The following is a 14702-nucleotide window of genomic DNA, read 5'->3' on the forward strand; positions in this document are numbered from 1 at the left end:
TTAGTTTAATGAAAAAAATCTCTCGTGTTTTGACCGCACTTGGTCTTTCATTTGTTTTTACTCTGGCACTTTCTCAGCCTGTTTGGGCAGAGAATAATGCTGATTTACCAACTGAAAAAACACTTAAAAGTGAATTAGCTGAGGCGGAAAAGTTACCGGATGGTGATGAAAAAACAAGTAAAGTGGCTACAATTCAGGCGTCACTCGATTTCTTACAACAAATTCAAACGCAGCAAAAAAGCAATAATGAGCTGCAAGAGACGCTTATTGATGCAGATTCTGAAATTCAGAAGAACAATAGCGATCTACAAAATCTCAAAAAACAGCTGAGCTCACCAAATAACACCGATTATGCTTCACAAAGTTTAGCGACTTTGCAGGCACAGCTTGAGAAACTGACAAACCAACAACAAGAGACGCAAGCTTCATTAAGTGTAGTGAATACGCAACTTGCAGGGCAGAGCTCAGTATCAGAGCGTGCTCAAACTGCGCTGACAGACAATGTTAAACGTACTCAGGTATTGAATCAGCAGTTGAATGATCCAGCGATAAGTGCACTTTTAAAACAGCAAATTCAACTTGAGTTGCAATTGATTGAGCTAAAAAATGCATACAATCAAATTTTATTAAAAAATAGCGACCAATTTACGGTTCTTTACCAGAGCCGCTATGACTTATTAAATGCACGTGTACAAGCACAGCAGAAACAAATTGCAGCCATTCAAGAAGCGATTAACCAAAAGAATTTGGCGCAAACACAAAGCCAAGTTGAACAGGTACAACAACAAAGTCAAAGTGCTGTAAAAAATCCATTTATTCAGAAAGAATTAGATCTGAATGCGCAGCTGAGCCAATATTTACTTGAGCAAACAGCGAAGACGAATACATTAACGCAAGATGAATTGCGTATGCGCAATGTATTGGACAATTTAACTCAAACCCAACGTACCATTGATGAGCAAATTAGTGCTTTGCAAGGAACGTTGGTGCTTTCACGTATCATTCAACAACAAAAACAAAAATTACCAACCAATTTAAATATTCAAGGGCTTTCAAAACAAATCGCAGATTTGCGCGTGAAGATCTTTGATATTACTCAGAAACGTAACGAGCTTTATGATATTGATGCCTATATCAGTAAAATAGAGCAAGATGAAAATAAGTCTTTTACCCCTACGGAAAAAGCACAATTAGCCAGTTTATTGACAGAACGTCGAAAAGTGGCCTCTGATTTGATTAAGTCATTGAATAATCAGTTGAATTTGGCAATTTCCTTAGAGCTAACCCAACAACAGATTACTCAAATCAGTGATCAAATTCAGTCTAAACTTGATCAACAAAGTTTCTGGGTAAAAAGTAACAATCCAATTAATTTAGATTGGATCAAAAAGCTGCCAATGTCACTCAAGGCACAATTTGATGGCATTGGAAAGAAAATCGGCTTCCCGACAAATTTTGATAATTTGCCGTATTTACTTACTTATGTCTTTATTTTGTTTGTGATTGGTGGATTGATTTTCAAATTTAAAGAATCGATTAAACACCGTTTGAGCGTGATTAATGGCGAAATTAATACGCTTCGTTCGGATAGCCAATGGCATACGCCTCTTGCGTTATTTTATACCGCACTTTTATCTTTATCAGGCACCCTTTGGTTCTTAGCGGCTTGCCAATTGTTGGGCTTTTTCTTGGTGAAAAATCCACAAGAATTTTGGGAATGGTCACTTCGCATGGCAGCCTATTGGTGGTTCTTTAGTTTTGTTTTATCCACTCTTCGACCGAATGGTATTTTAGTCCGCCATTTCGGTTTTTCTAAAGAGAGTGCGATTGCTCTGCAAGACGTCACAAAACGTATTATTGTTTCTGTTGTGTTATTACTGAATACATCAATTTTCAGTAATGTCATGGATACCGGCTTAGCCAATGATGTCCTCGGTGAAATTAATACGATTGTTGCCTTGCTTTTCTGCATTGTAATTATTGCACCACGTTTTATTCGTACTGAAAAATCACTGAGTTCAACGACAACAGATAAGCGTGATAGAAGCATTTTCAAGATTGTGCGAATCTTATTGCAATTGGTACCTGTTGTTTTAATTGCGTTAATTGCTTTAGGGTATTACTACACCGCCTTAAACTTAATTACACATATTATTAATACTTATATTGCATGGGTTGTGTGGTCGTTGGTGCGTCATACAATTTATCGTGGTGTCACAGTAGCATCAAGACGTTTAGCTTATCGTCGTTTACAAGAGAAGCGTCAGCAAAAACAACAAGATTTAAATGATGGCTCACCATCTGATGATGTGGTCGTAATTACCGAACAAGAAGAGGGATTGGCCTTAAATGAAGTGCGTAGCCAGTTACTACGCTTTGCCGATCTCTTTATTTGGACCGCACTTTTTGCCATCTTCTATTATGTATGGTCAGATTTAGTCACTGTTGTAAGTTACTTGCGAGACATTACCTTATGGCAGCAAACTTCAACGACTGAAGCGGGTGTAGTGACAGAAACCATCTCACTCTTTAACTTGATTGTTGCATTAATCATTGTCGTGATTACCTATATTTTAGTGCGTAACATTCAGGGTATTTTAGAAGTATTAATCTTCTCTCGAGTGAAACTTTCACAAGGTACACCTTATACCATTACCACCTTATTAACCTATATCTTTGTTGCAGTGGGTGGTGCATGGGCATTCTCAACACTCGGGATGTCTTGGTCGAAATTACAATGGTTGTTTGCAGCCCTTTCCGTTGGTCTCGGTTTTGGTATGCAAGAAATCTTTGCAAACTTTGTTTCGGGTATCATTTTATTATTTGAACGTCCAATTCGTGTGGGCGATACCGTGACAATTAATGGCGTGACAGGGACGGTGGCGAAAATCCGTATTCGTGCGATTACCATGATTGATCCTGATCGAAAAGAAGTGATTGTGCCAAATAAGTCCTTTGTAACAGGTCAAGTGATCAACTGGGCATTGTCTAATACCGTTACTCGTTTAGTGGTTTCCGTTGGTGTGGCGTATGGTTCAGATTTAGACTTAGTGAAACGCTTATTATTGCAAGCCGCGCATGAGCAACCAAGTGTCTTAAAAGATCCAGAACCAAGAGCATTATTCTTGACCTTTGGGGCAAGTACATTAGATCACGAATTACGTGTTTATGTAGGGCAAGTCTCTGAGCGAAATGATACGCTTGATGCACTCAATCGCCGTGTGAATGAGTTATTTGCAGAAAATAATATTGATATTGCATTCAATCAATTAGATATCTTTATTAAGAATAAAGATACAGGCGAAGAAATTCCATTTATTGATGTGGCAAAATTAGCCCAAAATCATTAATTAAAGAGAGAAAATATGGCAGGGAATACTATCGGACAACTTTTTCGTGTGACAACCTTTGGGGAGTCACATGGTATTGCATTAGGCTGCATCGTTGATGGTGTGCCACCGAATCTTGAATTATCGGAAGCCGATATTCAACCTGATTTAGATCGTCGTAAACCGGGTACATCACGCTATACCACACCGCGTCGTGAAAACGATGAAGTACAGATTTTATCTGGGGTATTTGAAGGTAAAACAACCGGTACCAGCATTGGAATGATCATTAAAAATGGTGATCAACGTTCACAAGATTATGGCGATATCAAAGATCGTTTCCGTCCTGGGCATGCAGATTTTACCTATCAACAAAAATACGGTATTCGTGATTATCGCGGTGGTGGTCGTTCTTCTGCACGAGAAACCGCCATGCGTGTTGCTGCGGGTGCGATTGCGAAGAAATATCTACGTGAGCAGTTTGGTATTGAAGTGCGTGGTTTTTTAAGCCAAATCGGCGAAGTAAAGATTGCACCACAGACTGTCGGCAAAATTGATTGGGATAAAGTGAATAGCAATCCATTTTTCTGTCCAGATGAAAGTGCGGTCGAAAAATTTGATGAATTAATCCGTGAATTGAAAAAAGAAGGGGATTCGATTGGTGCCAAACTAACCATGATTGCAGAGAATGTCCCTGTTGGTTTAGGTGAGCCCGTTTTTGATAGACTTGATGCGGATTTAGCCCATGCGTTAATGGGAATTAATGCCGTTAAAGGTGTAGAAATTGGCGATGGTTTTGCCGTGGTTGAACAGCGTGGCAGTCAACATCGTGATGAAATGACGCCAAATGGTTTTGAAAGCAACCATGCTGGCGGTATTTTAGGGGGCATTAGCTCAGGTCAGCCAATCATTGCGACCATTGCACTAAAACCAACATCCAGTATTACCATTCCAGGACACTCGATTAATTTAGAGGGAGAACCCGTAGAAGTCGTGACAAAAGGTCGTCATGATCCTTGTGTGGGTATTCGTGCAGTACCCATTGCAGAGGCTATGGTTGCAATTGTTTTACTCGACCATTTATTGCGTTTTAAGGCGCAGTGTAAATAACTATTTTAAATTAAGCTTATTTTTCTTTTATTAAAGATAAGGTAATTCGTTTTAGGAAATCTTATGAATAAATCTTTAACAAAATTACTTTCAATTGCGGTTGTTTTAGGGAGCGTTTTTTTCTCGTTACAAACAACAGCCTCGCCACAAGACTGGCAACGAATTAAACGTCCAATTCCTGCAACAGATGGTAAGGCAAATCCAATTGGTAGCTATTCGAATGGTTGTATTATTGGGGCTGAACCTTTGCCTTATAAAGGTGAGGGGTACCAAGTCATTCGTATGAATAAAAATCGCTATTATGGTCATCCGGATATGATTGCCTACTTACAGCGTCTTGGGCAAAAAGCGAAGTCAGCAGGCTTACCAACGATGTTAGTTGGAGATATTGCTATGCCAGGTGGTGGTCGATTCTTAACGGGGCATGCAAGCCATCAAATGGGATTAGACGCAGATATTTGGTTGCGCATGGGTACCATGACAGACAGTGAAGCGTTAAATTCTGATGGAAAAGGCTTGCTTGTGGTGAACCGTCAAACACAACGTGTTGATGAAAATGTGTGGAATAACAATCACGCAACCTTAATTAAATTGGCTGCGCAAGATCCCCAAGTGACCCGTATTTTTGTGAACCCCGCGATTAAATTAAAACTTTGTCAAACTGCGGGTGATGATCGTGCGTGGTTACACAAAATTCGCCCATGGTTTGGGCATGATTCACATTTCCACGTGCGCATTGCTTGTCCGAAAGATGCCGCTTATTGTGAAGATCAAGCACCTGTACCAGCAGGCGATGGTTGTGGCGATGAACTTTATTCTTGGTTTGAACCCGCAAAACCAGGTTCAGGCTCTTCTAAACCAAAAGTGACACCACCAGAACCGTTTTTATGTCAGCAAGTGTTAAGTTCGCCAAATAGTAGCGAATGGTTAGAGTAGGAGTTTAATCATGGAATTGGGGATTGATATTTTAGCTATGCTTTTTGCAGCAGCCTTTATTGCTGCATTTATTGATGCGATTGCAGGTGGCGGAGGCTTAATTACAATCCCCGCCTTGTTAATGACCGGTATGCCACCCGCCATGGCATTAGGTACAAATAAATTACAAGCTTTTGGCGGCGCGTTGTCGGCAAGTATTTACTTTTTGCGTAAAAGAGCGGTCAATTTATCGGAGCTTTCTTTCATCTTACTGATGATTTTTATTGGCTCGGTGATTGGTACGTTACTCATTCAAAATTTAGATGCGACATTAATTAAAAAAGGGCTTCCATTTCTTATTTTAGCGATCGGCTTATACTTTTTATTGACACCTAAATTGGGCGAAAGTGATCGCAAACAACGAATTTCTTACGCTGTTTTTGCATTATGTTTTGGCTCATTGCTGGGTTTTTATGATGGTTTTTTTGGACCAGGTGTAGGCTCATTAATGAACTTGGCTTGTGTCACATTGCTTGGATTTAATCTCACCAAAGCCACCGCACATGCTAAAGTGATGAATTTAACCTCAAATTTTGCGTCATTAATTTTCTTCTTTATTGGGGGGCATGTCATTTGGACTGTCGGTTTAGTGATGATGGCAGGAAGTCTGATTGGTGCGAATTTAGGCGCCAAAATGGTGATGGCAAAAGGCAAACAATTAATTAGACCGATGGTGGTGATAGTGTCATTTATCATGACAATAAAAATGGCGTATGATCAAGGTTGGTTTCATTTTTAACGATTGATTATGACAGACTCTCAGAAAAAATTACGTATTACGGCTCGAACAGGCTATGAACCACATTTTTCATGGTCATATTTGCACCCGAAAAATTGGGGCATTTGGCTTGGTATTTTTGTGCTTTTGTTACTTGCTTTTGTGCCATTTCGTTTACGCGATAAAATGGCCGAGAAACTGGCTCGTGCTCTGACGAAAAAAATCGGTAAACCACGTATTCGTGCCGAGATTAATTTGAAACTCTGTTTCCCAGATTGGACGGCTGAGCAGCGTGAAAAAGTGATTGAAGAGATGTTTGTGACGGTCGCACAAGTCATGCTTGGTATTGGTGAAATTGCCATTCGTTCTAAAAAACATTTACAAAAACGCAGTGAATTCATTGGTCTTGAGCATATCAAACAAGCCAAAGCCGAAGGGCATAACATCATTTTGATGGTGCCACATGGTTGGGCGATAGATGCCTCTGGCATTATTTTGCATACACACGGTATGCCGATGACGTCAATGTATAACCCGCACCGAAATCCGTTGGTGGACTGGTTGTGGACTTTAGCGCGTCAACGTTTTGGTGGAAAAATGCATGCACGCCAAAATGGTATTAAGCCGTTTTTAGCACACATCAAACAAGGCCAAATGGGGTATTATCTTCCTGATGAAGATTTTGGCGCCGAGCAAAGTGTCTTTGTGGATTTCTTTGCTACTTATAAGGCGACGCTTCCTGGGTTAAACAAAATGGCAAAATTAGCGAAAGCGGTGGTTATTCCAATGTTCCCTCGCTATAACGCCAAGAGTGGGAAATATGAAATGGAAATTCGCCCACCGATGCAATTAAGCGACGATCCTGAGCAATCAGCCCGTGCGATGAACGAAGAAATTGAGTATTTCGTTACGCCAACACCCGAACAATATGTCTGGATTTTACAGCTTCTTCGTACTCGAAAAGACGGGGAAGATATTTACCCAGATTAATTCATTTTATTTACAAAAGTGCGGTCAAAATTCACCGCACTTTTGCATTTTTATATGCTAGAATGCGAGCCTAAAAACAGGATTTTTTCTTACTCTTTTTTGAGCAATTATTTATGAACAAACAACTTGAATTAATCAAATCTTCTATCAAATCTATCCCAAATCATCCAAAAGAAGGCATCATTTTCCGTGATATCACGAGCTTGCTTGAAGTGCCTGCAGCTTTCAAAGCCACAATCGATTTGATCGTTGAAAAGTATAAAGATCAAGGTCTCACAAAAGTCATTGGTACTGAGTCACGTGGATTTATTTTTGGTGCGCCAGTTGCATTAGCATTAGGCTTGCCATTTATCCCCGTTCGTAAACCGGGCAAATTACCGCGTGAAGTGATTGCACAGTCTTATCAGTTAGAATACGGTCAAGACACCCTTGAATTGCACACTGATGCCATTTCACAAGGCGATAACGTGTTAATCATTGATGACTTATTGGCGACAGGGGGGACAGTTGAAGCCACCGTGAAATTAGTTCAACGTTTAGGTGGTGAAGTGAAACATGCTGCCTTTGTAATTAATTTGCCAGATTTAGGGGGCGAAAAACGCTTACGTGATTTAGGCATTGATTGCTACACATTAGTGAATTTTGAAGGCCATTAATTTTTAAAGAGATGCAATGAGCTACCAAGTTTTAGCCAGAAAATGGCGACCAAAAAACTTTTCTGAAGTAGTGGGGCAAAGCCATGTACTCACTGCTTTGGAAAACGGTTTAAAAGAAAACCGTTTACATCATGCTTATTTATTTTCCGGCACTCGTGGCGTAGGTAAAACCTCCATTGCTCGTTTATTTGCGAAGGGCTTGAACTGCGTAAATGGTATTACTGCCGATCCTTGCGGTGAATGTGAAAACTGTAAAGCGATCGAAGCAGGCAACTTTATTGATTTAATTGAAATCGATGCGGCTTCTCGTACCAAAGTAGAGGATACGCGTGAGCTATTAGACAATGTGCAATATAAGCCGGTAGTAGGGCGTTATAAAGTCTATCTTATCGATGAAGTCCATATGCTTTCTCGCCATTCTTTCAATGCGTTGTTAAAAACCTTGGAAGAGCCGCCTGAATATGTGAAATTCTTATTGGCTACAACGGATCCACAAAAATTACCGATTACGATTTTATCCCGTTGTATGCAATTTCATCTTAAAGCATTAGATGAACCGCAAATTTCAGCGCATCTTAATCGCGTGCTTACTGCCGAAAATATTCCTTTTGATACGCCTGCATTGGATAAATTAGCCAAAGCGGCACAGGGTAGTATTCGTGATAGCTTAAGTTTAACGGATCAGGCGATAGCCATGGGAAATGGTAAAGTTTCCACTGATGTGGTGAATACCATGCTTGGGCTGTTAGATGAAGATCAGCCGATTGAAATCATTTACGCTTTACATCAAGGTAACGGTGAGCGTTTAATGAAAACTATCCAAACGGTGGCTGAAAAAGCGGGCGATTGGGATGAGTTATTGGCAGAAACAGCTGAGAAATTACATCAAATTGCCTTAATGCAGTTGCTTGCTAAAAATGCCACCGATGAAAACGATCACTTAGGTTTTCTGGCCAAACATATTTCACCGGAAGACGTACAATTTTTCTATCAAGTAATTGTATCGGGTCGAAAAGAATTGGCTTCAGCACCAAATCGTCGAATTGGTGCAGAAATGACATTATTGAGGGCATTGGCATTCCACCCAAAGTTCCTTACGGCAGCACAAACGCCTAAACAAGGCGGGCTATCCCCTGAACAAAATACACAGAAAAGTGCGGTTGAAAATCAGCCTGTTTCTGGTTATGTGGATATGCCGGTGCTGTCGCAAAACATCAAAGCAAATTATTCTGCACAAGTGCAAAAGCCAATGGTTCAATCAGCGGCTGTGCATTCTTCAACTTCTCAACCTGTTTCCACTCAAACCTCATCTTCATTTAATTTAGCCAGCCTTGCTGCGCTAGAGGCATTGAATCAATTAACGAAAATTGAGCAATCAGAGCGCCAGCATCATCATGATGAACAGCAAGCCGCAGTGGAAGAAACCTTGCATCACCTCAAAGAGTTAGATGAGCAAAAAAATTCGCCAAAAATGACCGCACTTCCTGTGCGAGAGATGACACCACCGAAAGCTGCGCAAACGAAAGCTACGCAAACGAAAGTAGCGGTACTAAATCCAATGACTCAACAGGCTGACGAGTTAAAGCAAGGTATTGAAACGGTGGAAAATACCATTGATGACAATGCTGAAATGGATGCGGAAGAGCAAGAAATTCTCGATGCGGAAACCTACCGTTGGGAGTGGAGTAATCCGGATTTAGCCAAAGTAGATAGTGGTGTGCGTCCTTCTGATATTAAACAGGCAATGTTGAAAGATGTGACACCAGAATTGCGTGAGAAAATTATTCAAATTACGCAAAAACAAGATCCTTGGGCGGATATTGTCGAACGTTCTGGCGTGATTGGCTTTTCAAAAGAGTTGGCATTAAATTGCTTTATTAAGTCGCAAACAGAAGATGAAATTCAACTCGGGCTTCATTCTGAAAAAGCCCATTTAAAACAAGATCGAAATATTAAAAATTTACTGGAGCATCTTGAACGTTTATATGAAAAGCCAGTCAAATTGTCGATTTTTGTTGAAGATTCCGATGTTTTAACCCCGATGGATTACCGCAAAAAAGTTTATCAAGACTTGCGTGAACAGGCGCGTACGGATTTACAGCAAGATAAAAAACTGCTTTTATTACAAAAAGAGTTTGATGCGAAGTTGGATGTTGAAAGCATTCGACCAGTTTAAAACTCGTTTCTCTAAATTTTAACTTTATAAAGGAAAAATATGGCGTTTAGCTCTCTTTTTACTCTTATTGATGACATTGCATCGATTCTTGATGATGTCGCCTTGATGACCAAAATAGCAGCCAAGAAAACCGTTGGCGTAGTAGGCGATGACTTAGCCTTAAATGCTAATCAGGTAACAGGGGCATCTTCCGATCGTGAATTACCCATTGTTTGGGCAGTCACCAAAGGATCCTTAGTCAATAAAGTCATTTTAATTCCAATTGCTTTACTGCTTTCTGCATTTTTACCTTGGTTGATCGTGCCACTTCTGATGATTGGTGGAGCGTATTTATGTTTTGAAGGTGTAGAGAAAATTCTACATAAATTTATTGCTCATGAAGAGCACGAAGAAAAAACAACCTTTAATGAAGCCGCTAAAATTAAAGGGGCAATTCGTACCGATTTTATTCTTTCCGCTGAAATTATTATCATTGCATTGGGCGAATTAACCGAAGCGAGCTTGCTGACTCGCATTATTTCCCTTTCGATAGTCGGTATCGGAATTACTATTTTTGTTTATGGCTTAGTCGCATTGATTGTTAGAGCGGATGATTTCGGTTTATACCTTATCAAAAAAGGTGGTGTGGCGAAGTCAATCGGAAATGCAATTTTAGTGATTATGCCAAAATTTATGCGTTCACTTAGTTTTATCGGTACACTTGCGATGTTCTTAGTCGGTGGCGGTATTTTCGTACATAATGTGGATTTCATTCATCATTTGCTCGCTGATTATCAATTAGCAGATGGTTTACTTGGTAATGTGGCGACGTTAGTCGTGGGTGTGATTGTAGGCGCGATTGCTTGTGCGATTGTATTACCCGTAATGAAATTATTTGGTAAACACTAAAAACGAGATAAAAAATAACCGCACTTTGATTGTTTCAAGGTGCGGTTTTTTTATGGGCGAAATAGATTATTTACGAGAAGTGTAATCGCCGACACAGACCCATTTATAACTGGTTAAGGCTTCTAATCCCATTGGGCCACGTGCGTGAAGTTTTTGGGTACTTACCGCCACTTCTGCACCTAAACCAAATTGTCCGCCATCGGTGAATCGAGTACTTGCATTAACATACACGGCTGCCGCATCTACTTGATTGATAAATTGCGTGGCTAGTCGTTGATTTTCCGTCAAGATACTTTCTGAATGTTGTGTGCCATATTCACGAATGTGAGCAATTGCCGCATCCATATCTTCAACCACCACAACATTGAGATCCAATGAGCCCCATTCCTGGCGTAATGCTTGTTCAGTCACTTCTTGCACATCGACATTTGCAGCTTGAAGAATAGAAAGTGCGGTCGATTTTGCATGGAATTTTACTTTTTTCTCGGCTAAATATTTCGCGAGTTTTGGTAGGAAGGTTTCTGCAATCGAGCGTTGAACTAAAAGCGTTTCCAACGTATTACATGTGCTTGGACGTTGGCATTTTGCATTAGCAATTACCGCTAGGGCTTTTTCTTGGTCAGCGCTTTCTTCTACAAAAATATGGCAAACACCCACACCACCGACAATCACTGGAATGGTAGAGTGTTGTTTACAAAGCTCATGTAAACCTGCTCCGCCACGAGGGATAATCATATCCACGTAGCGATCCAATTTAAGTAGTTGCATCACAAGTTCACGATTTGGATCCGTAATAGCTTGGACTGCATGGCGTGGTAATCCCGCTTGTTCAAGAGCATTTTGTACCACTTCTACTAAAATTTGGTTGGAATGTTGCGTTTCTTTTCCTCCACGTAAAATCACGGCATTACCGGTTTTTAAGCAAAGGCTCGCTACATCAATGGTGACATTGGGACGTGCTTCGTAAATGGTACCAATCACGCCAAGCGGTGTACGAACGCGTTCAATTTTTAATCCGCTATCTAAGGTGCCCCCATCAATAATTTTTCCCACTGGATCGGCGAGCGAAATCACATGGCGTACATCATTCGCAATGCCTTTTAGGCGATCTTCGGTTAATAAGAGGCGATCAATTAAGGCTTCAGATAAACCGTTTTGTTTTGCGATTTCAATATCTTTTTGATTTGCGGCTAGAATACGCTCCGCTTGTTGTTCTAATTGTTCCGCAATGATACTAAGTGCATGATTTTTTTCAGTGGTGTTTAACTGCGCTAAAATAAAGGCTGCATCTTTGGCCTGTTTGCCCATTTGTTCTAACATAATTATTCCTTTGAATTATTTCGTTTTCTTCGGTAATTTATCATGAGTTTCATCTTCTTGCTCTTGGAAATCGAAAACGGGTAATCCCCAACCAAATCGAACTGCAAGTAAACGCAGTGAAAAACCGCTGAATAACGTAAGTAAAATTGAAAGCGTGTGTTCTACTTGAAGGTGTTGTAATGCCATATACATGGCGGCAGAGAAGAATGACACGCTAGCATAAAGTTCTTTTTGGAATACAAGAGGAATGCGGTTACAAAGTAAATCACGTAATACACCACCAAATGCCCCTGTCACGGTTGCCGCAATGGATGTCACGGTAAAGCCATAACCCATATCAATAGCAATCTGCGCACCGATAATGGAATACACGATTAATCCTAAAGCATCTAACACCAAGAAAATCGTGCGAAAGTAGCGCATAAAATGTTTGATGAAGGGCGCAATAAAAACCGTTAATACAGCCGCACCAGCTACCATGATGAAATATTCAGGATGTTTAACCCAGCCAACAGGGTAGTGCCCTAGTAATACATCGCGTACTGTACCTCCGCCAATCGCCGTCACGCAGGCGATAATAATTACCCCGAAAATATCCATTTTTTCTCGTCCAGCGGCTAATGCGCCAGTAATTCCTTCGGCGGTAATTCCAATAATATAAAGTACGCTTAATAGCATTTTTTTGTAGTTCCTAAAGTGCGGTTATCATTTTGCTTATTTTAAAAGGGAATGAGCCAAAATGCACGAAAGCCATTAAAAAAAGCCATAAATTTTGGCATAATGACGCCTTCTTTTTCTAATCGAGAATTTTATGTCAGAAGAACAATCCAAACCCTTGGCCGCATTTCTTGCGATATTGCCAATTGGGTTGCTATTAATGATCGAGTTTTTTGTAGAAGCTTTGCAACTTGCTGAAAAACTGATTCCCCATTTAGCCTTTGGTGTGCTGATCGCCCAATTGCTTTGTTTGGTTGCCTTTATTAAAGGAGAAATTTGTCCAGGGCAGCGTGGACGTTTAATCAAAGCAAATGTTTGTTTTGCGCTTTATTGGTTCATTTGGTTAGGGATGAGCCTGGCCTCACCACATCATTACGTGATAACTGATATTGTTAGCTTATCTGGATTATCTGCCGTATATGCAGTATGGAAACAACCTAAAGATGAAGTCGCTCGCCGTGGTTTTCTCTTAATGGCATCTTTGGTGAGTGGATTTGGTGTAATTGCCTATTTGATGATTTTCTTCGGCAATCCAACACCAAATTTCGTGCAATATAATCTATTGGCGCAAGCGGTGATGGGCGTATTGTTAGCGAATTTATGCCTATCTGTTTCTCGTAATCGTCTGCAAGGTTTCATTGCGTTACTGCCGTTATTGATGATTTTACTGCTTGCCCTTAATGCATTGGCAGTTCTGATTTTTATTATTTATCAAGGTGTAAGTGCGGTCCGTTTTGCCAGTGCTTGGGCATACGGCATTTATTTTCTGCTTCACTTAGTGATAGCGGGCATTCTGCTTTTACATAGTGTGAATAAATGGAAACTCAGCTATAACAGCTTACTCATATTGTTCTTTATAGCAGCGAGTTTGGCTGTCTGGGCGATGTTTATTTAATGGATAAAATAAAATCTTATGCCGCCCCGATGTTAGTCGCGGGCTGCGTGCTATTCGGTTTAGGAAGCCTAATTGTGAAGTTTGTACCAGTAGGTGGTTATGCCATTGCATTTTGGCGCTTACTTATTGCCTCTTTTATTTTCTGGTTTTTAATGAAATTAAAAAGACAGCGTTTTCCAAAAAGCCGTAAAGCAATGATGTATGCTGTATTAGCCGGCATTTTTTTAGCCTTTGATTTATCCTTTTGGCATGAAAGTGTATATGCCGTAGGGCCAGGCATTTCAACCTTGTTGAATAGCCTGCAGATTTTCTTTTTGGCAGCAATTGGCTATTTTTTCTTTGGCGAACGCCAAACTAAACTACAAATGCTAAGCCTTTTTTTAGCCGTTGTTGGTGTTGTCTTAATATCAGGGGAAGAGCTACAGCATAATTTTGAAGGCATGTACGGCATTATCATTGGGCTCATTTCTGCTGGCTTGCTTGCAGCCTCAATGGTTATGATTAAAAAAGTGTACGAAGAAGAACCCACTGCTTTATTTTCGTTAATGTTTATTCTAAGTTTGAGTGGAGCCTTCATCTTAATTATTCCTTCACTAATTTTTAATCCTGATAATCTTTATCCGACCAACTTCGCCGATTGGGGATTGGTCTTCATTTATGGCGCGGTGATGCAATGTGTCGCTTGGGGCATGATTGCTTATACAATCCCTTATTTATCGTTAGGCTTAACGGGTTTATTGCTTCTTTCTGAACCGGTGGTGGCGCTTGTGATTGATTATTTTGGCTTGGATAAGCCCATCAATCATTGGCAATGGGCGGGTGCAGTGCTGACATTAGTCGCAATTTATCTTGGCTCTCAAAAAAGCAAAACCTCTTAAAATAAAAAAGTGCGGTAAATTTCACCGCACTTTGTCTTTACATTAAACCA

At 40.3% G+C, this 14702-nt stretch carries 12 protein-coding genes; 10 read left to right on the forward strand and 2 right to left on the reverse strand.

Annotation, left to right across the window (positions count from 1 at the left end; genetic code table 11):
• Positions 1-8: 8 nt before the first annotated feature.
• From mscK to A9500_RS00475, 8 genes are all read left to right on the forward strand, one after another.
• Positions 9-3350, forward strand: a complete 3342-nt coding sequence (mscK, locus tag A9500_RS00440) for a mechanosensitive channel MscK (RefSeq protein WP_065243491.1) — start codon at positions 9-11, stop codon at positions 3348-3350.
• 15 nt (positions 3351-3365) lie between these two features.
• A complete protein-coding gene (aroC, locus tag A9500_RS00445) occupies positions 3366-4439 on the forward strand; it encodes a chorismate synthase (protein ID WP_065243492.1) in 1074 nt (357 codons plus the stop codon).
• A gap of 63 nt (positions 4440-4502) precedes the next feature.
• The gene (mepA, locus tag A9500_RS00450; protein ID WP_065243493.1) at positions 4503-5375 is read left to right on the forward strand and encodes a penicillin-insensitive murein endopeptidase; all 873 of its coding nucleotides are present in this window, start codon (positions 4503-4505) and stop codon (positions 5373-5375) included.
• A gap of 10 nt (positions 5376-5385) precedes the next feature.
• A complete protein-coding gene (locus A9500_RS00455) occupies positions 5386-6153 on the forward strand; it encodes a TSUP family transporter (RefSeq protein WP_065243494.1) in 768 nt (255 codons plus the stop codon).
• A gap of 9 nt (positions 6154-6162) precedes the next feature.
• Positions 6163-7122: a lauroyl-Kdo(2)-lipid IV(A) myristoyltransferase gene (gene lpxM / locus A9500_RS00460; protein ID WP_065243495.1), complete on the forward strand. Its 960-nt coding sequence runs from the start codon at positions 6163-6165 to the stop codon at positions 7120-7122.
• Between the two features lie 113 nt (positions 7123-7235).
• Entirely contained in the window at positions 7236-7778 is a 543-nt protein-coding gene (apt, locus tag A9500_RS00465; RefSeq protein WP_065243496.1) for an adenine phosphoribosyltransferase, read from the forward strand.
• A 16-nt stretch (positions 7779-7794) separates the two neighbouring features.
• Positions 7795-9954 carry a DNA polymerase III subunit gamma/tau gene (gene dnaX, locus A9500_RS00470; protein ID WP_065243497.1) on the forward strand — a complete coding sequence of 720 codons (2160 nt, stop codon included), beginning with the start codon at positions 7795-7797 and terminating at the stop codon, positions 9952-9954.
• 39 nt (positions 9955-9993) lie between these two features.
• Positions 9994-10842 carry a DUF808 domain-containing protein gene (locus A9500_RS00475; protein ID WP_065243498.1) on the forward strand — a complete coding sequence of 283 codons (849 nt, stop codon included), beginning with the start codon at positions 9994-9996 and terminating at the stop codon, positions 10840-10842.
• Between the two features lie 66 nt (positions 10843-10908).
• On the opposite strand, the gene proA is transcribed toward A9500_RS00475, so the two are convergent.
• Positions 10909-12162, reverse strand: coding sequence for a glutamate-5-semialdehyde dehydrogenase (gene proA / locus A9500_RS00480; protein ID WP_065243499.1), 1254 nt, complete (start codon positions 12160-12162; stop codon positions 10909-10911).
• A gap of 15 nt (positions 12163-12177) precedes the next feature.
• Positions 12178-12840, reverse strand: a complete 663-nt coding sequence (locus tag A9500_RS00485; protein WP_065243500.1) for a trimeric intracellular cation channel family protein — start codon at positions 12838-12840, stop codon at positions 12178-12180.
• Between the two features lie 133 nt (positions 12841-12973).
• On the opposite strand from A9500_RS00485, the gene A9500_RS00490 reads away from it, so the two are divergent.
• Both A9500_RS00490 and A9500_RS00495 read left to right on the forward strand, forming a co-directional pair.
• Complete coding sequence (locus A9500_RS00490; protein ID WP_065243501.1) at positions 12974-13774, forward strand: hypothetical protein; 801 nt, start codon at positions 12974-12976, stop codon at positions 13772-13774.
• Complete coding sequence (locus A9500_RS00495; protein WP_065243502.1) at positions 13774-14652, forward strand: DMT family transporter; 879 nt, start codon at positions 13774-13776, stop codon at positions 14650-14652. The genes A9500_RS00490 and A9500_RS00495 overlap by 1 nt, the downstream gene beginning before the upstream one ends.
• Positions 14653-14702: the final 50 nt, after the last annotated feature.

Origin of the sequence: Haemophilus sp. CCUG 60358 (assembly GCF_001679485.1) — a bacterium.
Classification (GTDB): domain Bacteria; phylum Pseudomonadota; class Gammaproteobacteria; order Enterobacterales; family Pasteurellaceae; genus Haemophilus_D.